Origin of the sequence: Pseudomonas sp. Irchel s3h17 (assembly GCF_900187505.1) — a bacterium.
GTDB lineage: Bacteria > Pseudomonadota > Gammaproteobacteria > Pseudomonadales > Pseudomonadaceae > Aquipseudomonas.
Window position 1 is genome coordinate 80,551 of record NZ_FYDL01000012.1, and the last position, 24,790, is coordinate 105,340.

The 24,790-nt window shown below is 62.4% G+C and carries 17 protein-coding genes and 1 pseudogene; 15 read left to right on the forward strand and 3 right to left on the reverse strand.

All coding sequences use genetic code 11. From position 1 onward, the window contains the following. Positions 1-11: 11 nt before the first annotated feature. Both CKW25_RS18640 and CKW25_RS18650 read left to right on the forward strand, forming a co-directional pair. Positions 12-1,175 carry a gamma-butyrobetaine dioxygenase gene (locus CKW25_RS18640; RefSeq protein WP_095081421.1) on the forward strand — a complete coding sequence of 388 codons (1,164 nt, stop codon included), beginning with the start codon at positions 12-14 and terminating at the stop codon, positions 1,173-1,175. Positions 1,176-1,460: 285 nt separating this feature from the next. Further along, the gene (locus CKW25_RS18650) at positions 1,461-1,730 is read left to right on the forward strand and encodes a hypothetical protein (RefSeq protein ID WP_095081584.1); all 270 of its coding nucleotides are present in this window, start codon (positions 1,461-1,463) and stop codon (positions 1,728-1,730) included. Between the two features lie 173 nt (positions 1,731-1,903). Here CKW25_RS18650 and CKW25_RS18660 read toward each other — a convergent pair whose 3' ends face one another. Then, positions 1,904-3,007 (reverse strand): GlxA family transcriptional regulator, encoded by a 1,104-nt coding sequence (locus CKW25_RS18660; RefSeq protein ID WP_095081422.1) that lies wholly within the window; start codon positions 3,005-3,007, stop codon positions 1,904-1,906. Between the two features lie 452 nt (positions 3,008-3,459). Beyond that, on the reverse strand, positions 3,460-4,836 hold the full coding sequence (locus CKW25_RS18665) for an L-serine ammonia-lyase (RefSeq protein WP_095081424.1): 1,377 nt from the start codon (positions 4,834-4,836) through the stop codon (positions 3,460-3,462). A gap of 435 nt (positions 4,837-5,271) precedes the next feature. On the opposite strand from CKW25_RS18665, the gene CKW25_RS18670 reads away from it, so the two are divergent. From CKW25_RS18670 to choV, 3 genes are all read left to right on the forward strand, one after another. Continuing rightward, positions 5,272-6,219 carry a choline ABC transporter substrate-binding protein gene (locus CKW25_RS18670; protein ID WP_095081426.1) on the forward strand — a complete coding sequence of 316 codons (948 nt, stop codon included), beginning with the start codon at positions 5,272-5,274 and terminating at the stop codon, positions 6,217-6,219. A gap of 66 nt (positions 6,220-6,285) precedes the next feature. Continuing rightward, positions 6,286-7,131 carry a choline ABC transporter permease subunit gene (gene choW / locus CKW25_RS18675; protein WP_095081427.1) on the forward strand — a complete coding sequence of 282 codons (846 nt, stop codon included), beginning with the start codon at positions 6,286-6,288 and terminating at the stop codon, positions 7,129-7,131. Then, a complete protein-coding gene (gene choV, locus CKW25_RS18680) occupies positions 7,128-8,306 on the forward strand; it encodes a choline ABC transporter ATP-binding protein (RefSeq protein ID WP_095081429.1) in 1,179 nt (392 codons plus the stop codon). The genes choW and choV overlap by 4 nt, the downstream gene beginning before the upstream one ends. A 353-nt stretch (positions 8,307-8,659) precedes the next feature. Here choV and CKW25_RS18685 read toward each other — a convergent pair. Continuing rightward, positions 8,660-9,208, reverse strand: a pseudogene (locus tag CKW25_RS18685) (BCCT family transporter); the annotation flags it as partial. Positions 9,209-9,690: 482 nt separating this feature from the next. On the opposite strand from CKW25_RS18685, the gene betI reads away from it, so the two are divergent. The 10 genes from betI to yccS all read left to right on the forward strand — a co-directional run bounded on the left by betI (position 9,691) and on the right by yccS (position 24,769). Beyond that, entirely contained in the window at positions 9,691-10,299 is a 609-nt protein-coding gene (gene betI, locus CKW25_RS18690) for a transcriptional regulator BetI (RefSeq protein WP_095081431.1), read from the forward strand. A 178-nt stretch (positions 10,300-10,477) separates the two neighbouring features. Further along, on the forward strand, positions 10,478-11,950 hold the full coding sequence (betB, locus tag CKW25_RS18695) for a betaine-aldehyde dehydrogenase (RefSeq protein WP_095081433.1): 1,473 nt from the start codon (positions 10,478-10,480) through the stop codon (positions 11,948-11,950). 215 nt (positions 11,951-12,165) lie between these two features. Then, positions 12,166-13,869, forward strand: coding sequence for a choline dehydrogenase (betA, locus tag CKW25_RS18700; protein WP_095081435.1), 1,704 nt, complete (start codon positions 12,166-12,168; stop codon positions 13,867-13,869). Between the two features lie 272 nt (positions 13,870-14,141). Further along, a complete protein-coding gene (locus CKW25_RS18705; protein WP_095081437.1) occupies positions 14,142-14,837 on the forward strand; it encodes an RraA family protein in 696 nt (231 codons plus the stop codon). 160 nt (positions 14,838-14,997) lie between these two features. After that, positions 14,998-16,440, forward strand: coding sequence for a TldD/PmbA family protein (locus CKW25_RS18710; RefSeq protein ID WP_095081439.1), 1,443 nt, complete (start codon positions 14,998-15,000; stop codon positions 16,438-16,440). Continuing rightward, positions 16,440-17,777, forward strand: coding sequence for a TldD/PmbA family protein (locus CKW25_RS18715; RefSeq protein WP_095081441.1), 1,338 nt, complete (start codon positions 16,440-16,442; stop codon positions 17,775-17,777). The genes CKW25_RS18710 and CKW25_RS18715 overlap by 1 nt, the downstream gene beginning before the upstream one ends. A gap of 188 nt (positions 17,778-17,965) precedes the next feature. Continuing rightward, positions 17,966-19,393 carry a multidrug transporter subunit MdtD gene (mdtD, locus tag CKW25_RS18720; RefSeq protein WP_095081443.1) on the forward strand — a complete coding sequence of 476 codons (1,428 nt, stop codon included), beginning with the start codon at positions 17,966-17,968 and terminating at the stop codon, positions 19,391-19,393. Between the two features lie 108 nt (positions 19,394-19,501). Further along, positions 19,502-20,887 carry an ATP-dependent RNA helicase DbpA gene (gene dbpA / locus CKW25_RS18725; RefSeq protein WP_095081445.1) on the forward strand — a complete coding sequence of 462 codons (1,386 nt, stop codon included), beginning with the start codon at positions 19,502-19,504 and terminating at the stop codon, positions 20,885-20,887. Positions 20,888-21,091: 204 nt separating this feature from the next. Then, positions 21,092-22,270, forward strand: coding sequence for an NAD(P)/FAD-dependent oxidoreductase (locus CKW25_RS18730; protein ID WP_095081446.1), 1,179 nt, complete (start codon positions 21,092-21,094; stop codon positions 22,268-22,270). Between the two features lie 315 nt (positions 22,271-22,585). After that, positions 22,586-24,769 (forward strand): YccS family putative transporter, encoded by a 2,184-nt coding sequence (yccS, locus tag CKW25_RS18735; RefSeq protein WP_095081448.1) that lies wholly within the window; start codon positions 22,586-22,588, stop codon positions 24,767-24,769. Positions 24,770-24,790: the final 21 nt, after the last annotated feature.

The following is a 24,790-nucleotide window of genomic DNA, read 5'->3' on the forward strand; positions in this document are numbered from 1 at the left end:
AAGGAGCGTCCATGAACCCCCGCGCCGCCGTAGCCGACTTTCGCCGTTACCCAATCATCAGCGCGTTGACCGCCGTCCACCCCTTGGTGGATCGCGTGTTGGTGAAGTGGGCCGATGGCCGGACCAGCCCCTTTCATCACCCCTGGTTACGCGATAACTGCCCCTGCGCCGAGTGCGTCTACAGCGTGACTCGCGAGCAAGTGCTGGAAATCGTCGACGTCCCTGAAAACCTGGTTCCCGCCATCACCCGGGTGGACACCGAGGGCTGCCTGCGGATCGACTGGCAGGACGGCCACGTCAGTCACTTCGATCCCGGCTGGTTGCGGGCCCATGCCTATGACGACGACTCCCGTGCCGAGCGCCGCGTCGGCCAACCCAAGCGCCAATTATGGGACAGCCAGTTACAGTTGCCGGTGTTCGAGTACCAGGCCGTGATGGATGATCCGCAAGCCCTGTTGCAATGGTTGTTGGCGTTGCGCGATACCGGCCTGACCCAGGTGCGTGGCATGCCCACCGAACCCGGCGCCCTGACGTCGATCGCCAAGCGGATTTCGTTTATCCGCGAGAGCAATTTCGGCGTGCTGTTCAACGTGCAATCCAGGGCCGATGCCGACAGCAATGCCTACACCGCCTTCAACCTGCCGCTGCACAGCGACCTGCCGACGCGGGAGTTGCAACCGGGGCTGCAGTTCCTGCATTGCCTGGTCAACGACGCCGACGGCGGCGAGAGCATTTTTGTCGACGGTTTTGCCATCGCCGTCGCCTTGCGCCAGGAAGACCCCGAAGCCTTCCAGGCGCTGTGCGAGATCCCCGTGGAGTTCCGCAACAAGGACCGCCACAGCGACTATCGCTGCCTGGCACCGATCATCGCCCTGGACGCCATGGGCCAGGTGTCGGAAATCCGTATGGCGAACTTTCTGCGCGGTCCGTTCGATGCCTCGGCCGAGCAGATGCCCAGCCTCTATCGCGCTTATCGCCGCCTTATCGCCATGACCCGCGAGGCCAGGTTCCGCCTTGTCCAGCGCCTGGATCCCGGCCAGATGTGGTGCTTCGACAACCGTCGCACCCTGCATGCCCGCAATGCCTTCGACCCCACCAGCGGCGCCCGGCATTTCCAGGGTTGCTACGTCGATCGTGATGAGCTGTTGTCGCGCATTCTGGTGTTGCAACGCTAGGCCGGCTCAGGCCCCTCGGTCCTCCCGGACTTCCAGGCAAAAAAAACCCGATCAAGCCGTGACAGGATCGGGGCAGAGGGTACTGTTGAGGAGCCGATGCGCGAGGGTGACCAAACCTTCGTGTAGCGAGCTGAGTCCAGTGTGCCCAGTCGCCGAGCGCTGGAGTTAGCCGAAAACGACCTGTTCATAGGTATTGCGGCCATCGCGACAAATCGCCCTTGCTCGCGCCCGACACCCCCACCAGAATCGAGGCAAGACACCGTTCCCTTAAAGAAGGATTGCGTCATGATGCACGCCGATTTGATCGACCAGGAAGACCTGCTGGGCCAACTCAAGTCGCTGGGTTTTGAAGTGCCCAGTGGCGCCACGGCCGAACAGGCCTGCGAGTGCGCGGTACGCGGCCTGGACGATGTACGGGCCAACACCCTGCGGACCATGGTCAAGCAGATGTACACCAGCAGCGCGATGATCTTGCCCGTGGTACGCCAGGCCATCGACAAGCAACTGCTGCCGGCATTGGCGCAATACCAGCAAGGCCAAAGCCGACGGGCCTGATGTCCAGAGCGGACGGCTTTCCTGTGGCGAGGGAGCTTGCTCCCGCTGGGTTGCGTAGCAGCCCCAAAAAGACAAACGCGTCAGGTCTGTAGAAACGCGTTTGTCCAATGTGCGACCGCTTCGCGGTCGAGCGGGAGCAAGCTCCCTCGCCACAAAAGCCCGCTCGAAGGTGACTACAGCCTCACGCTGGCAAAGGTCGACTCGTTGCGCGCCTGGCTCAAGGCCGACATCGGCCCGGACAACGGTGCCAATACCATCGCTTGCGGGATCGGCATCATCGCCACTTGTTGGGTGGTGTTGGAGCCCACGCGCTCGTCACGCGGAGGAATACCGAAGTATTCGCGGTAGCACTTGGAGAAGTGCGGCGTGGAAACAAAGCCGCACACCGAGGCCACTTCGATGATCGACATCGGCGTTTGCTTGAGCAATTGCCGGGCGCGGATCAGGCGCAGCTTGAGGTAGTAACGCGATGGCGAGCAATGCAGGTATTTCTGGAACAGCCGCTCCAGCTGACGACGCGACACGGCGACGTACACCGCCAGCTCATCGAGGTCGATCGGCTCTTCAAGGTTGGCCTCCATCAGCGCGACGATTTCCTGCAACTTCGGCTGATTGGTCCCCAGCATGTGCTTGAGCGGTACACGCTGGTGATCCTGCTCGTTACGAATGCGCTCGTAGACAAACATTTCCGAGATCGCCGCCGACAGCTCACGGCCGTGATCGCGGCTGATCAGGTGCAGCATCATGTCCAGTGGCGCGGTGCCGCCGGAGCTGGTGAACCGGTTACGGTCGAGGGTGAACAGGCGAGTGCTCATGGCCACACGCGGGAAGGCTTCCTGCATCGCGGCCAGGCATTCCCAGTGCACGCTGCAATCGAAGCCGTCCAGCAGCCCCGCGCAGGCCAGCGCCCAACTGCCGGTGCAGACCGCCCCGAGGCGGCGCGACTGGCGGGCCTGGCTTTGCAGCCACGACACGTGCTCACGGGTCACGGTACGTTGAATGCCGATGCCACCGCACACAATGATGGTGTCCAGGGCCGGGGCTTTGTGCATGGAGGCGTCAGGGGTTATCTGCAGCCCGTCACTGGCCCAGACCTGGCCGCCATCAACGGTGAGGGTCGTCCAGCGATACAGCTCGCGTCCGGACAATTGGTTGGCCATGCGCAGGGGTTCTACGGCGGAGGCCAGGGAAATCAGCGTGAAATTGTCCAGCAGCAAAAAGCCGATGGATTGAGGCGCACGGTTCTGGGGTTGAGCCCCGGAGTTGAACGACGTCATCGCGGTATCTCCTCACACAAAGCAGGTGATGGCCTCAGGCGGAGGCTCTTTTTATGGCCATCGTTCTCGTGCCGTGAGACGGGGCTTTGTCATGACAGAGCAATTGCCATGCCTAAAGTTGAATGAGCATTCAATAACTCCTGAAAACGACGTCGCAGTGTGTCTACATGTGTCAATCGAGACACAAATCGATTCAGGGGTTATCGAGCTGGCGAGTGCCCAGCCCGGCAGGCTGTGAGCAGATCGGTAGCACTTGTGGGAACAGGGCTGTGGCCCGTCGAGAAAGAGTGTCACCGCAGGCACGAGCGACGGACGGTCAGGCTCGGTTTGGAGCCCTGACCTTGCGGGAATGGCGTGTCTGTTTGCGACGCGCCAAAAGGTGGCGCGTCGCTGTATGAGTGCGCACTTAGCGCGCAGTGTTGATCTCTCCGTGGCGGGGGTTCATCCGCCACTCAACACTCCACCGCACTGACCGCCAACCCACCGCGCGAGGTCTCTTTGTACTTGTCGTGCATATCAGCCCCCGTATCACGCATGGTGCGGATCACCCGGTCCAGCGAAATGAAATGCTGGCCGTCACCGCGCAAGGCCATTTGCGCCGCATTGATCGCCTTCACCGCCGCAATCGCATTGCGCTCGATGCACGGCACCTGTACCAGCCCGCCGACCGGATCGCAGGTCAGGCCAAGGTTGTGCTCCAGGCCGATTTCCGCGGCGTTGCACAACTGCTCGGGCGAGGCGCCGAGAATCTCCGCCAACCCGGCCGCCGCCATCGCGCAGGCCGAACCGACCTCGCCCTGGCAGCCGACTTCGGCACCGGAAATCGACGCGTTCTTCTTACACAGGATGCCCACCGCCGCCGCCCCGAGGAAGTAGTCGACGACATTGGCGTCGGTCACCGCCTCGCTGAACTTCATGAAGTAATGCAGCACCGCCGGGATGATCCCCGCCGCGCCATTGGTGGGTGCCGTGACCATGCGCCCGCCCGCCGCGTTTTCTTCGTTGACGGCCAACGCGAACAGGTTGACCCACTCCATCGCGCTCAAGGTCGAGCCGATCACGTTGGGTTTGTTCAACTCTTGCAGGCTGCGGTGCAGCTTTGCCGCGCGCCGACGCACATTCAGCCCGCCCGGCAGGATGCCTTCGTGCTTGAGACCTTGCTCGACGCAATCCTGCATTGCACGCCAGAGCTTCATCAGGCCGCCGCGGATTTCCTCTTCAGAGCGCCAGACCCGCTCGTTCGCCATCATCAGCTCGGCAACCCGCAGGTTGTGCGTGCGGCACAGCGCGAGCAACTCCACCGCGCTGGAGAAATCGTACGGCAGCACCGTGCTGTCCAGGTCCACCACGCCGCTTGAGGCCTGGGCCTCATCGACGACGAAACCGCCGCCGACGGAATAGTAGGTGTCACGGTGCAGCTCGCCGTTGTCCCCTTCGGCCACCAGGGTCATGGCATTGGGGTGGAAGGGCAGGTTTTCATCGATCAGGCGCATGTCCCGCGCCCAAACGAATGGCACCGGTAAACGGCCGTCCAGCAGCAAGGTATCGGTCTCGCGCAGGGTGTCGATGCGAATGCCGATTTGCGACGGGTCGATTGCGTCCGGCCACTCACCCATCAACCCCATGATCACCGCGTTGTCGCTGCCGTGGCCGATACCGGTGGCCGACAAGGAGCCGAACAGTTGCACTTCGACGCGCCGAACCTGTTCCAGGCGCTGTTGCTCACGCAGTGATTCGACGAACAACGCCGCTGCGCGCATGGGCCCCACGGTGTGCGAGCTGGAAGGGCCGATGCCGATTTTGAACAGGTCGAAAACGCTGATAGCCATGACGTACGAGACTCCTCGGTGAGCAGATTCCGGGTGCCGAGGCACCCGGTGACGGAGCTGCTACGCTCAAGCAGCAATCCGTTGACAGGCCCGCATCATCAAGCTTTTGTCAGGTCACGCGACGTCTCACACCGACGCACTCATGCCCACTAACGCCGCAGGCCGCAGACGACACATTTCGGCCGTTTTTTTGCGGCTCAGAGGACTAAAAAGGTCCGAATAAAGCTGTAAACGACCTCACTGACACTGGATGCGACCCTCCCTGTACTGGATACGACGCGCCCTGTAGGCGTCAGATTTTCACTGGTACATGATCAGTTACGACTCGATTGCGAAGCGCCGTGGCACAGCTGTCTCCAGCGCCACCAACCGCAACACTTATAAGTGCGGCTGTCCTGTCGGAACACCGCCAAAAAAACACCAAGGAGTCCACCCATGAAAGGTTCCCCGTCGTTGTTGTTGGCCGCCATGCTGAGTCTGCCGCTTCTGGCTCAAGCCACAGAACCGGCGCAATGCAGTACCGTAAACTTCTCCGATGTTGGCTGGACCGACATCACCGTGACGACAGCCGCCACCAGCGTCATCCTCGACGCCTTGGGCTACAAGACCAAGACCACCATGATCTCCGTGCCGGTGACCTACAAGTCGCTGGCTGACGGCAAGAACATGGACGTGTTCCTCGGCAACTGGATGCCGACCATGGAAAACGACATCAAGCCATACCGTGATGCCGGCACCGTGGAAACCGTGCGCGCCAACCTGGAAAACGCCAAGTACACCCTGGCGGTTCCTGAAGCGCTGTACGAAAAAGGTCTGAAGGACTTCTCCGACATCGCCAAGTTCAAGAAAGAACTCGACGGCAAGATCTACGGTATCGAGCCTGGCAACGACGGCAATCGCATGATCCAGAGCATGATCGACAAGAACGCCTTCGGCCTCAAGGACGCCGGCTTCAAGGTCGTCGAGTCCAGCGAGGCTGGCATGCTGTCCCAGGTCGAGCGCGCCTCGCGCCGTAGCACCGACGTGGTATTCCTGGGCTGGGAACCGCACCCGATGAACACCCGTTTCAAGATGAAGTACCTGACCGGGGGCGATGAGTTCTTCGGCCCCAACTATGGCCAGGCCACCATCTACACCAACACTCGCAAAGGCTACAGCCAGGAGTGCAGCAACGTCGGGCAGTTGCTGAAAAACCTGTCGTTCACCCTGGACATGGAAAGCACCCTGATGGGCAATGTTCTGGACGACAAGATGAAAGCAGACGCGGCTGCCAAAGCGTGGCTGAAGAAGAACCCACAAGTGCTCGATACCTGGCTCGCTGGCGTGACCACCATTGACGGTAAACCAGGCCTGGAGGCCGTGAAAGCCAAGCTCGCACAGTAATCGTTGATGCCGGGCGAGCGTGCTCGCCCGGGCTGTTTATTTCCTTGCATGCGGACGTTCACTACCATGCTGATTGATCAGAAAATCCCTTTAGGCCAGTACATCGCGGGCTTCGTTGAATGGTTGACGCAACACGGCGCCAACACCTTCGACGCAATTGCCGTGACACTGGAAACGATGATTCACGGCGTGACGTTTGCGCTGACCTGGTTCAACCCGCTGGCATTGATCGGGCTCATCGCACTGCTGGCGCACTTCATTCAACGCAAATGGGGCCTGACCGCCTTCGTCGTCCTGTCCTTCCTGCTGATCCTCAACCTGGGTTACTGGCAGGAAACCATGGAAACCCTCGCCCAGGTGCTGTTCGCCACCCTGGTCTGCGTGCTCATTGGCGTGCCGTTGGGCATCGTCGCCGCGCACAAACCGATGTTCTACACGATGATGCGTCCCGTACTCGATCTGATGCAGACCGTACCGACGTTCGTGTACCTCATTCCTACCCTGACCCTGTTTGGTCTGGGTGTCGTCCCGGGGCTGATCTCCACGGTGGTGTTCGCGATTGCCGCGCCCATCCGCCTGACCTACCTGGGCATTCGCGATGTACCGCAGGAACTGATGGATGCCGGCAAGGCCTTTGGCTGCTCGCGCCGCCAGCTGCTCTCGCGCATTGAACTGCCCCACGCCATGCCTAGCATCGCGGCCGGTATCACCCAGTGCATCATGCTGTCGCTGTCGATGGTGGTGATCGCGGCACTGGTGGGTGCCGATGGCCTGGGCAAACCCGTGGTCAACGCACTGAATACCGCTGATATCGCCCTGGGCTTCGAAGCAGGCCTGGCGATCGTACTGCTGGCGATCATGCTCGACCGTATCTGCAAACAACCCGACGCCAAAGTAGGGGGTGACGCATGAGCATAATCCGCTTCGATAACGTAGACGTTATCTTCTCCAAGGATCCACGCGAGGCCCTCAAGCTGCTGGACCAGGGCATGACCCGCAACGAGATCCTGAAAAAGACCGGGCAGATCGTCGGCGTTGAAAAGGCCAGCCTGGATATCGAGAAAGGTGAAATCTGTGTGCTGATGGGCCTGTCCGGCTCCGGTAAATCCAGCCTGCTGCGCTGCATCAACGGCCTCAACACCGTCAGCCGTGGCAAGCTGTTCGTCGAGCATGAAGGCCGGCAGATCGACATCGCGTCCTGCACCCCGGCCGAGCTGAAAATGATGCGCACCCAGCGCATCGCCATGGTGTTCCAGAAGTTCGCCCTGATGCCCTGGCTGACCGTGCGCGAGAACATCAGCTTTGGCCTGGAGATGCAGGGCCGCCCCGAGAAGGAACGGCGCAAACTGGTGGACGAGAAGCTGGAGCTGGTGGGCCTGACCCAATGGCGCAACAAGAAGCCCGACGAGCTCTCCGGCGGCATGCAGCAACGCGTGGGCCTGGCCCGGGCGCTGGCGATGGACGCCGATATCCTGCTGATGGACGAACCCTTCTCGGCCCTCGACCCGCTGATCCGCCAAGGTCTGCAGGACGAATTGCTGGAGCTGCAACGCAAGCTGAGCAAGACCATTGTGTTCGTGAGTCACGACCTGGATGAAGCCCTGAAACTCGGCAGCCGCATCGCGATCATGAAAGACGGCCGGATCATCCAGTACAGCAAGCCGGAAGAGATTGTCCTCAACCCGGCCGATGACTACGTACGAACCTTCGTCGCGCACACCAACCCGCTGAACGTCTTGTGCGGACGCAGCCTGATGCGCACCCTGGACAACTGCAAGCGCATCAACGGCTCCGTGTGCCTGGACCCGGGCGGTGACTCGTGGCTGGACCTGGCCGAAGGCAACACCATCAAGGGCGCGCGCCAGAACGGCTCGGCCCTGGACCTGCAGAACTGGGCACCGGGGCAAGCCGTTGAAGGCCTGGGCCGCCGCCCAACCCTGGTGGACTCCAACATCGGCATGCGCGACGCGCTGCAGATTCGCTATCAGACCGGCAACAAGCTGGTGCTGCACGACAACCAACACGTCGTGGGGATCCTGGGCGACAGCGAGCTGTACCACGCGCTGCTCGGCAAGAACCTGGGGTAAGGGCAGCAGACACAAAAACGCCGCGAGAGGATCGCGGCGTTTTTGTTCGTACACATATATGACCAGGAACACGGACAACTGTGGCGAGGGAGCTTGCTCCCGCTCGGTTGCGTAGCAACCGCAAATCCATACAGCGCGGTTTATCTGCAAGAACCGGGTCGCGGGTTTTGGGGCCGCTTCGCAGCCCAGCGGGAGCAAGCTCCCTGGCCACAATGGTGCTGCGGTGCAGTTGATGCACCGCATCACCTCAAGTCTTAGCTGTAAACCCGGCCAAGGAGTTGCCGATGGCTTTCAAACTGATCGAGCACGTCACGGGTGATCTGATCCTGAGTGAAGCCCATCAAGTCGTATTTGCCGAAGCCGTCCACCGCATGACCGGCCACGCCCTTGACCCAGCGCTCGCCCACCAGCGGATACAACGCCGAACGCAACGCCAGCGGCTGGTTATGACGATAGGCAAAGTACGCCACCGCCAGGCCGACCAGGGCATAGATCGCCCAGCCATGCAGGCCCCAGTGCAGGAAGGTCAGCTGTACCGCCTGACGCGCCGCCAGGTTGCTGCCGGCCACGCCTTCTGGCGGGTTGAAGTAGTGGTCCAGAGGCTCGGAAGCACCGAAATACAGCAGCGAGATGCCGATACCGGACGAGAACAGCATCCCGGCCCAGGCGCCATAGCTGAAGTCCGGGGTGTCGTCCTTGCTGCCCAGCTTGAGCTTGCCGTAGGACGAAAACGCCAGGCCCACAACGAATACCAGGTAGGCGGCGATCACCACCATGTAGTACCAGCCGAAGCTTCGCGACAACCAGGCCTAGGCAACCCCCAGCATTCTCCCGGCTTCTTGCGGCGCGGCAATGAGAATGGCGGTCAGCAGCAGAATCAATGCGGTGGAGGTGTAGAACACCCAACCGTTGACCGTCACCTTCTCGGGTGGGGTCTTTATAAGAGAGGCAGAACTCATTGCACAGATGCTCCAGGCAGTGCGAGAGAAGGACACAAGGCAAAGCAGCACCCGACCAATCGGTTAGTTGGCAGTCGACCGACGGGTGATATAAAGACACCCCGAAAAAAGCCCGAAACCGCGGCACAAGCATGGAGAACCGACCTCGAAGGTCTTGCGCGCGTACAAGACGTCGCACATGACCCTAAGCGTCATGCCCATTCACTTCGTCCGTCGCTATCGGTTCGCAGCATGCACCGCGTGGGTTTCGAGCTTTTGGGGATGTCGTTTTTCCGACGACTACACCGAGGAAAAACCTGTAGGTAGCGACGATTTGTCGCAGATCTTATTCTTTGTTGATTGAACGTTCAATCAAAACAAAATAGACTGGCCCTCAATCCAGCAGCCGCTTGTCGACCGCTGGAAGGCCTAAGGAGATGTGCAAGATGCCCAAGGTCGGTATGCAACCCATCCGCCGCCAGCAATTGATCGAAGCCACGTTGCAGGCCGTCGACCAGGTCGGAATGGGGGACGCCAGCATTGCGCTGATCGCCCGTTTGGCCGGTGTCTCGAATGGCATCATCAGTCACTATTTTCAGGACAAGAATGGCCTGATCGCCGCCACGATGCGGTATCTGATGAGCGTCCTCAGCGAGAACGTCACCGCGCGCCGCCAGGTGTTGGGAGATGACAGCCCACGGGCTCATCTGCAGGTGATTATCGAAGGCAACTTCGACGCCAGCCAGGTCAATGGCCCGGCAATGAAAACCTGGCTGGCCTTCTGGGCCACCAGCATGCACCAGCCGTCTTTGCACAGGTTGCAGCGGATCAACGATCACCGCCTGTATTCCAACCTGTGCTGCCAGTTCCGCCGCGTGTTGCCGCTTGATCAAGCGCGCAGCGCCGCCCGCGGCCTGGCAGCGCTCATCGATGGCTTGTGGTTGCGCGGCGCGCTGTCGGGAGACGCTTTCGACACCGAGCAGGCGCAACGAATCGCTTACGAATACATGGATATCCAACTGGCCAAGCAGGAGTGCAAAAGCACGAGTGCATAGACCAGAAAACTAAATAAATACACGGTTTAAAACGTAGCGAGCGAAGGCAAGACAAGGCGAAAACCGACGAGTAAGCAGAGTTGACGTTAGTCAATGAGCATTACGAGGAGGTTTTCCACGCAGGATTGTCGAGCGCAGTCGTTTTTAGCCCAACCACTTATGCACTTGCGAGGACTCTATGGCCCGTTTCGAACTGCAAAAACTCTACATCGATGGCGGCTACACCGACGCTGGCAGCGATGCCACCTTCGAAGCCATCAACCCGGCTAACGGTGAAGTTCTCGCCAAAGTGCAACGTGCGACCTTCGACGACGTTGAACGCGCTGTCGTCAGCGCCGAAAAAGGCCAGAAAATCTGGGCCGCGATGACCGCCATGGAGCGTTCGCGCATCCTGCGCCGTGCCGTTGACATCCTGCGCGAGCGCAACGATGAACTGGCCGCCCTGGAAACCCTGGACACCGGCAAGTCGTACTCCGAAACCCGCTACGTCGACATCGTGACTGGCGCAGACGTACTGGAATACTACGCAGGCCTGGTGCCCGCCATCGAAGGCGAGCAAATCCCGCTGCGCACCACCTCGTTCGTCTACACCCGTCGCGAGCCGCTGGGTGTCGTGGCCGGTATCGGCGCGTGGAACTACCCGATCCAGATCGCCCTGTGGAAATCCGCGCCTGCCCTGGCGGCCGGTAACGCGATGATCTTCAAGCCAAGCGAAGTCACTTCCCTGACCACCTTGAAACTGGCCGAGATCTACACCGAGGCAGGCCTGCCAGACGGCGTGTTCAACGTCCTGACCGGCAGCGGCCGTGAAGTCGGCACCTGGCTGACCGAGCACCCGCGCATCGAAAAAATCTCCTTCACCGGCGGCACCGACACCGGCAAGAAAGTCATGGCCAGCGCCTCCGCTTCCTCGCTCAAAGACGTGACCATGGAACTGGGTGGCAAGTCCCCGCTGATCATTTTCGACGACGCCGACCTGGATCGCGCAGCCGACACCGCCATGATGGCCAACTTCTACAGCTCCGGTCAGGTCTGCACCAACGGCACTCGCGTGTTCGTACCGAGCCACCTGAAAGCCGCTTTCGAAGCCAAGATCGTTGAGCGCGTTGCCCGCATCCGCGTTGGCAACCCGCAAGACGAGAACACCAACTTCGGCCCACTGGTCAGCTTCGCCCACATGGAAAGCGTGCTGGGCTACATCGCCAAGGGCAAGGAAGAAGGCGCTCGCGTCCTGTGCGGCGGCGGTCGCTTGACCGACGGCGAGTTCGCCAAGGGCGCGTTCGTGGCGCCGACCGTGTTCACCGACTGCACCGACGACATGACCATCGTTCGTGAAGAGATCTTCGGCCCGGTGATGAGCATCCTCACCTATGAAACCGAAGAAGAAGTGATCCGCCGCGCCAACGACACCGACTTCGGCCTGGCCGCTGGCGTCGTGACCAAGGACCTGAACCGCGCTCACCGCGTGATTCATCAGCTCGAAGCCGGTATCTGCTGGATCAACGCCTGGGGCGAGTCCGACGCCAAGATGCCGGTCGGTGGCTACAAGCAGTCGGGTGTGGGCCGTGAGAACGGCATCAGCTCGCTGAACAACTTCACTCGCATCAAATCGGTACAGGTTGAGCTGGGCGATTACGCCTCGGTGTTCTGATCCGCTGCAGTCCTGAAGTTGCGGGCCGTTGTGGCGAGGGAGCTTGCTCCCGCTGGGCTGCGAAGCGGCCCCATCTTTAGGTTCAGCGCTCATTCAAACAGAACACGGTCGCTGATTTGCGACTGCTGCGCAGCCGAGCGGGAGCAAGCTCCCTCGCCACAGTGAGTGACAGCTTGGCAACCGCGACCTGACCAACTTCAAAGAGGGTGCATTCAATGTCCCAAGAATACGACTACATCATTGTGGGTGCCGGCTCGGCCGGTAATACCCTGGCGACCCGTCTGACCGAAGACGAAGGCGTCACCGTCCTGCTGCTCGAAGCCGGCGGCCCGGACTACCGTTTCGACTTCCGCACGCAAATGCCTGCGGCCCTGGCGTTCCCGCTGCAAGGCCGTCGCTACAACTGGGCCTACGAAACCGATCCAGAGCCACACATGGACGGTCGCCGGATGGAATGCGGTCGCGGCAAGGGCCTCGGCGGCTCGTCCCTGATCAACGGCATGTGCTACATCCGCGGCAACGCCATGGACTACGACGGCTGGGCGAAAAACCCTGGCCTTGAGGACTGGACGTACCTGGACTGCCTGCCGTACTTCCGCAAAGCGGAAACCCGTGACATCGGCCCGAACGACTACCACGGTGGCGAAGGCCCGGTCAGCGTGACCACCCCTAAAGCCGGCAACAACCCGCTGTTCCACGCGATGGTTGAAGCAGGCGTACAGGCCGGTTACCCACAAACCTGCGACCTGAACGGCTACCAGCAGGAAGGTTTCGGCCCGATGGACCGTACCGTGACGCCCAAAGGCCGTCGCTCCAGCACCGCGCGCGGCTACCTGGACACCGCCAAGAAGCGTTCGACCCTGAACATCGTCACCCACGCCCTGACCGACAAGATTCTGTTCGAAGGCAAGCGTGCCGTTGGCGTGCGCTACCTGGTTGGCAGCGCCGAAGAACGCGTTGAAGCCCGTGCCCGCAAGGAAGTGCTGGTGTGCAGCGGCGCAATCGCTTCGCCACAGCTCCTGCAACGTTCCGGCGTTGGCCCGGCCAAGCTCCTGGAAAGCCTGGACATCCCGGTGGTCCACGACCTGCCAGGCGTGGGCGAGAACCTGCAGGACCACCTGGAACTGTACCTGCAATACGCATGCACCCAGCCGGTTTCGCTGTACCCGTCGCTGCTCTGGTACAACCAGCCAGCCATTGGTGCCGAGTGGCTGTTCAACGGCACCGGTATCGGCGCCAGCAACCAGTTCGAAGCCGGCGGTTTCATCCGAACTCGTCCAGACTTCGAATGGCCGAACATTCAGTACCACTTCCTGCCGGTCGCGATTAACTACAACGGCAGCAACGGCGTGAAAGAGCACGGCTTCCAGGCACACATGGGTTCCATGCGCTCGCCAAGCCGCGGCCGTATCCAGGTCAAATCCAAGGATCCGCGCCAGCACCCGAGCATCCTGTTCAACTACATGGCCACCGAGCAGGACTGGCAGGAATTCCGCGACGGCATCCGCCTGACCCGTGAAATCATGCAGCAGCCAGCCCTGGACCCCTTCCGTGGTCGCGAACTGAGCCCGGGCATCGAGGTACAGACCGACGAGCAACTGGATAAATTCATCCGTGAGCACGCCGAAACCGCGTTCCACCCGTCCTGCTCGTGCAAGATGGGCACCGACGAGATGGCCGTGGTCGATGGCCAGGGCCGCGTGCACGGGATGCAGGGGCTGCGTGTGGTCGATGCCTCGATCATGCCGCTGATCACCACCGGCAACCTGAACGCGCCAACGATCATGATGGCCGAGAAAATCGCCGACAAGATCCGCGGTCGCCAGCCGTTGCCACGCAGCCAGGCCAAGTACTACGTCGCAGGCGACGCCCCGGTACGTGGCAAGCCATTGCGTGAAGTGGGCCCAACCGCGCAGTAATCCGTCGCCTCTGTGGCGAGGGAGCTTGCTCCCGCTGGAGCACGAAGCGCTCCCAAATCAGTCGCATCGATGTACCTGATGTATCTCGATCGCCAGATTTGGGGCTGCTGTGCAGCCCAGCGGGAGCAAGCTCCCTCGCCACGAACCATCCGCCCTCCGCCTCCCCCACCCTTGCCCCTCCCCCCCGCGCAGGCCTACTCTAGGCATCGCGCAAACGTTTCACCCCCGCCCCCACCGACAAGCCATCACCTGGCTGACCACGAGGCTTTCTCATGTTTGATGTCGTGTCTTCGAGCAAATGGCCCACCGGCTTCCTGATCAACCCCAACGTAGAACCCCTCGATCCAAAATGGCTGACCGAGTTCAGCAAGATCCCCGCGGCCGCCGTCAGCGACTGCCTGGGCCGCAACGTCGGCGGCCTGGGCTTGAAAGCGTTCCACGGCAACGCGCCGATGCTCGGCAGTGCGCTGACGGTGCGCGTGCGCCCGGGCGACAACCTGATGATCCTCAAGGCCATGCAGATGGCTCGCCCGGGTGACGTGCTGGTGATCGACGGCAGCGCCGACCTGACCCGCGCCGTGTTCGGCGGCATCATGCGGGCCATGGCGCTCAAGGCCGGGATCGTCGGCGTGGTGATCAACGGCGCCCTACGGGACCTCGACGAGTGGCAAACCGGCGAGCTGCCGGCCTACGCCATCGGCGGCGTACACCGTGGCCCGAGCACCGACGGTGGTGGAGAGATCAACGTACCGATCTCCTGTGCCGGCATGCTGGTCGCCCCGGGTGACCTGATGATCGGCGACGGCGATGGCGTGGTCGCCGCCGCCCGGGCCGAACTGCCGGAATTGCTGGTGCGTTGCCACGACTTGTTGGCACGGGAACAGGCTACGCTGGCGGCTATCGAGGCCGGCACCCTGGACCCGGATCGCTTCGACGCCATCCTGCGCGCCAAGGGTTGCCCGGTTTAAGCGGCAAAAGCTTCGCGGGCAAGTCGGATCGCCGCCCGGCCCGCTCCCACAATGTCAGGGTGTGAATCACCAATGTGCGACTGATCCAGATCCTGTGGGAGCGGGCTTGCCCGCGAAGAGGCCCTCAAGGCCACCGCGTATTCACAAGGAGGTTCTCCGAATGTTCGATTTCCACCCCCAACTCAAGCAGCGCTTTGCGGCACTGCGCACGGGTGCCGAGTTTTTTTCGCTGCGCTATGTACGCGAGTCTGGCCAGTACCTGTCGGTGCGCAAGAACGTTGCCGAGCCGCCACGCCTGAGCCGCGATGAAGGCGCGATGCTGACCGCACGGGTCAACGGCGTCGAAGCCTATGCCGCGACCAACGACCTGTCGCCCGCCGGCCTGCAGGCCGCCCTCGAGCGCGCCGAACAACAGGCCCGCTCGATCGCCGCCCACGCCCTGCTCGACTTGCGCCAACAGCCGGTGTCCAGCGAGCGCGCCGACTACCTGTCACCGAATGTGGAACAGGCCTTCCCGTCCCTCAGCGAGTGCTACCAACTGCTCGGCACCGAGTCCGCCGCCGTGCCCAAGGACGAGCGCCTGGTGAATTGGGAAGTCAGCATCGGCATCACCCATGTCGAGCAGATCTACCTCAATAGCGCCGGCGCCGAACTGCGTCAGGCGCAACGTTTCGTGTATCCGGGGCTGGACGTCACCGCCTACGACGGCAATGACAGCCAGACCCGCAGCCTGGGCCGCGAGAACTTCGGTCAGCAAGGCGGTGCCGATGTGATCAGTCGCTGCGGGTTGATCGGTGCCGGACCGACCGTGGCCGATCAGGCCCTGCAATTGCTGCTGGCACCCAACACCCCGCAAGACACGTGCGATCTGTTGCTGATGCCCGACCAGATGATGCTGCAGATCCACGAGTCCATCGGCCACCCGCTGGAGCTGGACCGGATCCTCGGCGATGAGCGCAACTACGCCGGTACCAGCTTCGTCAAGACCAGTGACTTCGGCAGCCTGCAGTACGGCTCCCGACTGCTCAACGTGACCTTCGACCCGGACATTCCCGAGGAGCTGGCCAGCTACGGCCATGACGACGACGGCACCGCGGCGAGCAAACAATTCCTGATCCGCGAAGGCCTGCTGGAGCGCCCGCTCGGTGGTGCGCTGTCGCAGTTTCGGGCCGACATGAACGGCGTCGCCAACAGCCGCGCCTGCGGCTGGAACCGTCCGCCCATCGACCGCATGGCCAACCTCAACATCGAGCCTGGCGACCGGTCGCTGGAACAGCTGATCGGCGGCATTGAGCGCGGCGTGCTGATGTCGACCAACCGCTCATGGTCCATCGACGATGCGCGCAACAAATTCCAGTTCGGCTGCGAGTGGGGCCAACTGATCGAAAACGGCGAACTCAAGGGCGTGGTGAAGAACCCCAACTACCGGGGCATCTCCGCGCAGTTCTGGCGCAACCTCAGCGCGGTGGGCGATACCAGCACGCTCCAGGTGCTGGGCACGCCGAACTGCGGCAAAGGCGAACCGAATCAGGTGATCCGCGTCGGCCATGCGTCGCCGGCCTGCGTGTTCAGCAACATTGATGTGTTTGGGGGAGACGCCTGATGGCGACAGTCATGAGCCAGGTCGAACAATTCAAAGCACTGGTGGCCTGCCTGCGCACCGCCCTGCGCGAGCCAGAGCAGTTCACCCTGGGCTACGCCGCAGAGTCGTCCGCCTTCGTGCGCTTCAACCACGCCAAGGTGCGCCAGGCCGGACAGGTCCAGCAGGCCAGCCTGGACTTGAAACTGATCAACAACGGGCGCCATGCCGACTTGCGCATCACCCTGGCAGGCGATCCCGAGGTCGACGCCCAGCGCCTGACCGAAGGCCTGCAGCAACTGCGCGACACCCTGCCGTTGTTGCCCCAGGACCCGTACCTGCTGCTCAACCACAACGGCTGGCAGAGTAAAAACGTACAGGCCCATCCCCTGCCGGAGACCGAGCATGTCGTCGCCGCGATCGCCCGCGCCGCCGAAGGCCTGGACCTGGTCGGCTTCTACGCCGCGGGGCCCATCAGCCGGGGCTTTGCCAGCTCCGCCGGGGCCTTTGGTTGGCATCAGGCCAACAGCTTCAACTTTGACTTCAGCCTGTTCCACGCCAACGGCCAGGCCGTGAAAGCCAGCTACGCCGGCCATGCGTGGAGTGACGAAGGATTCGCCCAGCGCTTCCAGCAGGCGCGTGAGCAACTGGCGTTCCTGGGGCGACCGCTGCGCACCCTCGCTCCGGGCCAGTACCGCGCCTACCTGGCGCCCGCGGCGCTGGACGAAGTCCTCGGCATGCTCTGCTGGGGCGGGTTCTCGGCGCAGTCGATTGCCAGTAAGAACAGCCCGCTGCAACGGCTCTATGCCAGCGACAGCCGTTTCAGCCCGCTGCTGTCGCTGGATGAAAAGGTCAGCGGCTCCCTGAGCCCGGCGTTCTCCAATGAGGGCTACCCGCGCAGCGACCTGGCCCTGATCGTCGCCGGCAACGCCGGCGAGCGCCTGGTGAGTTCGCGCAGTGCCGCCGAGTACGGCCTGAGCGCCAATGGGGCCGGTAACGGCGAGTCGCCCAGCGCCCTGAACATGGCCGCAGGCACATTGCCCGATGCCGAAATTCTCAAGCAGCTCGGCACCGGCCTGTACATCAGCAACCTGTGGTACCTGAACTACTCGGACCAACCGGCCGCCCGCCTGACCGGCATGACCCGTTTCGCGACCTTCTGGGTCGAGAACGGCGAGATCCAGGCACCGGTGAGCACCATGCGGTTCGATGACAGCGCCTACAGTTTGCTGGGTTCGCAACTGGAAGCGCTGACCCTTGAGCGGGAGCTGATCCTGTCAGCCAGTACCTACGACCAACGCGCTACCGCCTCGGCGTTGTTGCCGGGAGCGCTGGTCAGCCGCCTGACCTTGACCCTGTAAACACGATAAGTCTGTGGCGAGGGAGCTTGCTCCCGCTGGGCTGCGAAGCAGCCCCAGAATGGACGCACGCGGTATGTCAGATAAATCGTGCGTTCAGGATTTACGACTGCTGCGCCCGAGCGCGGATCGGCCGACGGGAGCAAGCTCCCTCGCCACAGGGAATGAGCACTATCCAACTTAGAGGTCCCATGCCCAATCGCCCGGCTCTCGACCCCACCACCGCCCGCTGGATCCCGTGGGTGGTGGCGATTGCGTTTTTCATGCAGTCCCTGGACGGGACCATCCTCAACACCGCCCTGCCCGCCATGGCCCGCGACCTGGCCGAAGACCCGCTGCGCATGCAGGGCGTGATCATTGCCTACATGCTCACAGTGGCCTTGCTGATTCCGGCCTCAGGCTGGATCGCCGACCGCTTCGGCACCCGGAAAATCTTCTTCGGTGCCATTGTGCTGTTCAGCTTCGGCTCGGTGCTGTGTGCGCTGTCGGAGTCGTTGAGCATGCTGATCGGCGCCCGGGTGATCCAGGGGCTGGGTGGCGCACTGATGCTGCCGGTCGGACGCCTGGTGGTGCTGCGCGCGTACCCGCGTTCGGAGCTGGTGCGGATCATGGGCTTTATCACCATTCCCGGCCTGCTCGGTCCATTGATCGGCCCGACCATGGGCGGCTGGATGGTGCAGTACCTGACCTGGCACTGGATCTTCCTGATCAACCTGCCGGTGGGGCTGCTCGGTTGCTATGCCGTGTGGAAGTTCATCCCTGACCTGCGCGGCGCCGAGCGCACCCGCTTCGACAGCCTCGGGTTCGTGCTGTTTGGTGCGGCCATGGTGCTGATCACCATTGCCATGGAAGGCCTGGGAGAACTGCACCTGCCGCACCTGCGGGTGATGTTGCTGCTGTTCGCCGGCATGGCCTGCCTGGCCGCGTATTGGCTGCGGGCCGGGCATATCGACAACCCCATGTTCGCCCCCTCACTGTTCAAAACCCGGACCTTTGCCGTGGGCATTCTCGGCAACCTGTTCGCCCGCCTGGGCAGCGGCGCCCTGCCCTTTCTCGTCCCCTTGCTGCTGCAAGTGGCGATGGGGTATTCGCCGTCCCAGGCGGGGATGAGCATGTTGCCGCTGGCCGCGGCGGCCATGATTGCCAAGTGGGTGGCACGTCCGTTGATCGAGCGCCTGGGCTACCGCATCGTCCTGACCGGCAACACCCTGGCACTGGGGATCATGCTGGCGAGCATGGGCCTGGTCAGCGAACAGACGCCGTATTGGCTACTGCTGGTGCTACTGGCGATTCTGGGGGCGATCAACTCCTTGCAGTTCACCGCGATGAACACCGTGACCCTGATCGACCTCGACGACGCCAGCGCCAGCAGCGGCAACAGCCTGCTGTCAGTGGTCGCGCAACTGGCCCTGAGCCTGGGCGTGGCCTGTGCCGGCGCGTTGCTGGGCGGCTTTACCGCAGAAACCGGAAACGGCGCTGCCAGCAATGTGCTTGAGGCCTTCCAGCTGACCTTTGTGACGGTCGGAATCATGGCCATGCTGGCGGCGGCGATCTTTTTGCAGCTGTCGCCAAATGACGGACGGCGGGTCAAAGGCCCGGAAGGACACATAGAGCCTTAGTTTCCGGACGATAAGTGCCTGCGCTCGGCGACTTCTCGTCTGGAAACTACGGGCGTTTGGCCACCGGGCTGGTACACTGCGCGACATTTTGTTTTGCAGGCCCGTCCCGTGACCACCATCGCCACCGCTTTTAATACTTTGCCGCTGTCCGCCGCCATGCTGGCTAACCTCGACTCCCTCGGTTATGCCCAGATGACGCCGATCCAGGCGCAAAGCTTGCCGGTGATCCTCAAGGGGATGGACTTGATCGCCCAGGCCAAGACCGGCAGCGGCAAGACCGCGGCCTTCGGTATCGGCCTGCTGAACCCGATCAACCCGCGCTACTTCGGTTGCCAGGCACTGGTGATTTGCCCGACGCGCGAGCTGGCCGACCAGGTGGCCAAGGAAATCCGTCGCCTGGCCCGCGCCGAAGACAACATCAAAGTACTGACCCTGTGTGGCGGTGTGTCCTTCGGCCCACAGATCGGCTCGCTGGAACATGGCGCGCACATCATCGTTGGCACCCCGGGGCGCATCCAGCAACACCTGCGCAAGGGTTCGCTGGTACTGCACGGCCTGAACACCCTGGTCCTCGACGAAGCCGACCGCATGCTCGACATGGGTTTCTACGACTCCATCGAAGAAATCATCATGCAGGCCCCGGAGCGTCGCCAGACCCTGCTGTTTTCCGCCACCTACCCGGTGGGCATCAAGCAGCTGGCCTCGAAGTTCATGCGCAACCCGCAGCAAGTGAAGGCCGAGGCGTTCCACGACGACACCCAGATCGAACAGCGCTTCTACGAGATCTCCCCGGAAGAGCGCATGAGCGCGGTGACCAAGGTCCTCGGCCACTTCCGCCCGGCCTCCTGCGTGGCCTTCTGCTTCACCAAGCAGCAGGTGCAGGAAACCGTCGACCACCTGACCGCCAAGGGCATTTCGGCCGTTGGCCTGCACGGCGACCTGGAACAGCGTGACCGCGACCAGGTCCTGGCGATGTTCGCCAACCGCAGCACTTCGGTACTGGTTGCCACCGACGTCGCTGCTCGCGGCCTGGACATCGACGCGCTGGACATGGTGATCAACGTCGAACTGGCCCGCGACTCGGAAATCCACATTCACCGCGTAGGCCGTACCGGTCGTGCCGGTGAGAAAGGCATCGCCGTCAGCCTGGTCGCACCGTCCGAAGCCCATCGCGCCCAGGCCATCGAGCAACTTCAGAAGACGCCATTGACCTGGGACCAGGTAGACAACCTGACGTCCCAGGGCGGTGGCCCGCTGCTGCCGGCCATGAGCACCCTGTGCATCGGCGCCGGCCGTAAAGACAAGGTCCGCCCGGGCGACATCCTTGGTGCACTGACCGGCGACGCCGGTGTTCCGGGTGCCCAGGTCGGCAAGATCGCGATCTTCGACTTCCAGGCCTACGTCGCGGTCGACCGCAGCATCGCCAAGCAGGCCCTGCAGCGCCTGAACGACGGCAAGATCAAAGGCCGCTCGTTGCGCGTGCGGATCCTCTGATTGCTGTTGACTCACCCTGTGGCAAGGGAGCTTGCTCCCCCTGGCCGGTCCGCGTTCGAGCAACGCGGCCCAAAACTGCAAGCGCAGTTCTTCCAATGAGAACGCGTCAGCAGGATTTGCGAGTGCTATGCACTCGAGCGGGAGCAAGCTCCCTCGCCACAAAAGCCTTCACCAGCCTGCTTACCGAAACTTGAGGACACCGTTTTGCGCTCTACCGAAGTCGTGATCATTGGCGCTGGCGCCGCAGGGTTGATGTGTGCACTGACCGCCGCCGGACGCGGGCGCAAGGTGATGTTGCTGGACCACGCCAACAAGGCGGGCAAGAAAATCCTCATGTCCGGCGGTGGACGCTGTAATTTCACCAACATGTACACAGAACCAAGCAATTTCCTCTCGCAGAACGCACATTTCTGCATATCCGCACTGGCGCGCTACACCCAGTGGGATTTCATCGGGATGGTCGCCAAGCACGGCGTGCCCTACCACGAGAAAAAACTCGGCCAGCTGTTCTGCGATAACAAGTCCAGCGACATCCTCGGCATGTTGCTCGACGAATGCGATCAGGTGGGCGTCAACCTGCACCTGGACACTTCGATCCAGCAGATCGAGAAAACCGAGAGCGGCTACCTGCTGGAGACCACCCTGGGCCAGGTCACTTGCGAGTCGCTGGTGATCGCCACCGGCGGCCTGTCGATCCCGACCCTGGGCGCCACCGGCTTTGGTTATCAAGTGGCCAGGCAGTTCGGCCACACGTTGCTGCCGACCCGCGCCGGCCTGGTGCCGTTCACCATCACCGACCAGCTCAAGGAGCTGTGCGGCGAGTTGTCCGGCACGTCGGTGGATTGCCTGGTGAGCTGCAACGACCAGAGTTTCCGCGAAAACATCCTGTTCACCCACCGCGGCCTCAGCGGCCCGGCGATCCTGCAGATTTCCTCGTTCTGGCAATCCGGTGACACGGTTGAAATCAACCTGATGCCGGACCATGACGCGCCGACCTGGCTGCAACAGCAACAGGCCGAACGACCGAACAGCGAGTTGAAAACCCTGTTGGGCGAGATTTTCACCAAGAAGATGGCCAACCTGCTGGCCGACAGCTGGTTCGTCTCCAAACCGATGAAGCAGTACACCCACGCCGAGATCGCGGAAATCGCCGAGAAGCTCGCGAGCTGGCAGCTGGTCCCGGCCGGCACCGAAGGCTATCGCACCGCCGAAGTCACCCTGGGTGGCGTCGACACCCACGAAGTCTCCTCGAAAACCATGGAATCGCTGAAAAGCCCTGGCTTGTACTTCATCGGCGAAGTACTCGATGTCACCGGACACCTGGGCGGCTTCAACTTCCAATGGGCCTGGGCCTCGGGTTATGCGGCGGCGCAGTACGCCTGATTCAACGTCGCACACTAATCAGATTCTGGGAGCGGGCTTTGTGGCGAGGGAGCTTGCTCCCGCTGGCCTGCGCAGCGGGCCCTACATCAGTCATCGCAATCTGTCAGACACACCGTATACGCTGGATTTACGAAAGCTGCGCCCCTGACGCGGACCGGCCGACGGGAGCAAGCTCCCTCGCCACGAGCTCAATGCAGACCTGACACCTTCGCCCAGCAAGGAACACTTTTTGCTGCCAGATGTGATCGGCGCCATTGCGTCGACGTCATTACTGGCTCAATTTAGTGTCATTGCCTCGGAAGGCCTTCGCACTTCATGTCATCGACTTCGTTTCGTCAGTCTCTGCGTCGCCTTTGGGCACTGGATAAGTTCAGCTACAGCGTTCGGGTGTTCATCGCCCTGACCGGCAGCATGGCGCTGTGTTGGTACCAGGACGAGATGGGCCTGCTGATCCCGCTGTTCCTGGGGATCATCGCCAGCGCCCTGGCCGAGACCGATGACAGCTGGCAGGGCCGCCTGAATGCGCTGGCGGTGACACTGGTGTGCTTCAGCGTTGCCGCGTTCTCGGTCGAGTGGCTGTTCCCCTACCCCTACATCTTCGTGTTTGCCCTGGCGCTGGCGAGCTTTGGCCTGACCATGCTCGGGGCACTGGGCGAACGTTATGGTGCGATTGCCTCGGCCACCCTGATTCTGTCGGTCTACACCATGATCGGCGTGGACCAGCGTGGTGGCGCGGTCACCGATTTCTGGCATGAACCGGTGCTGCTGGTCGCCGGCGCCGCCTGGTACGGCTTGCTGTCGGTGCTGTGGCAGGCACTGTTCTCCAACCAGCCAGTGCAGCAAAGCCTGGCGCGGCTGTTTCGCGAGTTGGGGTTTTACCTCAAGCTCAAGTCGTCGCTGTTCGAGCCGATCCGCCAGATGGACGTCGAAGCCCGTCGCCTTGAACTGGCCCAGCAGAACGGTCGGGTGGTGGCCGCCCTGAACGCCGCCAAGGAGATCATCCTGCATCGGGTCGGCAACGGTCGACCAGGCTCGAAAGTCAGCCGCTACCTGAAGCTGTATTTCCTTGCCCAGGATATCCACGAGCGCGCCAGTTCTTCGCACTATCCCTACAACGCCCTGGCCGACGCGTTCTTTCACAGTGACGTGCTGTTCCGCTGCCAACGCCTGCTGCGCCAGCAAGGCAAGGCCTGCCGGGCGCTGGCCGAGTCGATCCAGATGCGCCAGCCGTTCGTCTACGACGCCAGCTTTGCGCAAGCCTTGAGCGATCTGGACGCCTCCCTGGAACACTTGCGCGTGCAGAGCAACCCGGCCTGGCGTGGCTTGCTGCGCTCGTTGCGCGCACTGGCGGCCAACCTCGGCACCCTCGACCGCCTGCTCAGCGATGCCAGCAACCCCGATGCCCTGGCGGACGCCACCGACAGCAGCCTGCTGGATCGTTCGCCGCGCAACCTCAAGGATGTGTGGACACGGCTGCGCACGCAGCTGACCCCCACCTCGCTGCTGTTCCGCCATGCCCTGCGGTTGCCCCTGGCCCTGACCATCGGCTACGGCATGGTGCACCTGATCCACCCCTCCCAGGGCTACTGGATCATCCTCACCACACTGTTTGTCTGCCAACCGAACTATGGCGCGACGCGGCGCAAACTCGGCCAGCGGATCATCGGCACGGCCATTGGCCTCACCGTGGCCTGGGCGCTGTTCGACCTGTTCCCCAATCCGCTGGTGCAATCGTGTTTCGCCATCGCCGCCGGGGTGGTGTTCTTTATCTATCGCACCACGCGCTACACCCTGGCCACGGCGGCCATTACCCTGATGGTGCTGTTCTGCTTCAATCAGGTGGGGGATGGTTACGGGCTGTTCCTGCCACGCCTGTTCGATACCTTGCTCGGCAGCCTGATCGCCGGGCTCGCCGTCTTCCTGTTCCTGCCGGACTGGCAGGGTCGACGACTGAACAAGGTGCTGGCCAATACCCTGACCTGCAACAGCATCTACTTGCGGCAAATCATGCAGCAATACGCCGCCGGCAAACGCGACGACCTGGCCTATCGCCTGGCCCGCCGCAATGCCCACAACGCCGACGCCGCGCTGTCGACCACCCTGGCCAACATGCTCATGGAACCGGGGCACTTTCGCAAGGAAGCGGACGTCGGCTTCCGCTTCCTGGTGCTGTCCCACACCCTGCTCAGCTACCTTTCGGGGCTGGGCGCGCACCGTGAAACCCAGCTCCCGGATGACGTCCGGGAGCAACTGATCAACGGTGCCGGCGCCAGCCTGGCCGCCAGCATCGACGACATCGCCCAGGGCCTGGCAAACAAATTGCCGATTGCGATCCAGAGTGACGACGAGGAAGCCCTGGCCGCCGAGCTCGAGCAGATGCCCGATGAGACCGATGAAGGCCAGCGCCTGGTGCAGACTCAGCTGGCGCTGATCTGCCGGCAATTGGGGCCGCTACGCACGCTGGCCGCGCATTTGATCAAGGACACGGGCCAGGATTGAGGGCCGCTTGTAGCTTGTAGC